Here is a 290-nt window from a genome sequence, read left to right on the forward strand (position 1 = left end):
CTTTTTAGAGAGTATTTAGATATGTCAGTTTTATTTACATCAAAAAATATTAAACAGCCTAAAATGAATCCAAAACAAGATTATTTACCATTTAAAATTAGCAGAATGTCTATAATCTCTCATTTAAACACAAAATCAACTACTATTTTAAGGGCTAATAACCTCTTAATAACTTCTCACTATAGAGATATTTGAACCCTAGTAAAATTCCGCATCATTAAAAATAAATTACCACTTTGTCTATTTCGATTAGTAATTTTCAACATATTCTATCTTGAGAAGTAGCAAAG

The 290-nt window shown here is 25.9% G+C and carries 1 protein-coding gene; it reads left to right on the forward strand.

Features of this window, described 5'->3' with window-relative positions; translation table 11 throughout:
• On the forward strand, nucleotides 1-195 hold a 195-nt coding region (locus tag SB717_RS35095), incomplete at its 5' end, for a hypothetical protein (RefSeq protein ID WP_410907513.1).
• Between the last annotated feature and the right edge of the window lie 95 nt (nucleotides 196-290).

It is taken from the genome of Priestia sp. SIMBA_032 (assembly GCF_046535215.1).
GTDB classification, from domain to species: Bacteria; Bacillota; Bacilli; order Bacillales; family Bacillaceae_H; genus Priestia; species Priestia aryabhattai.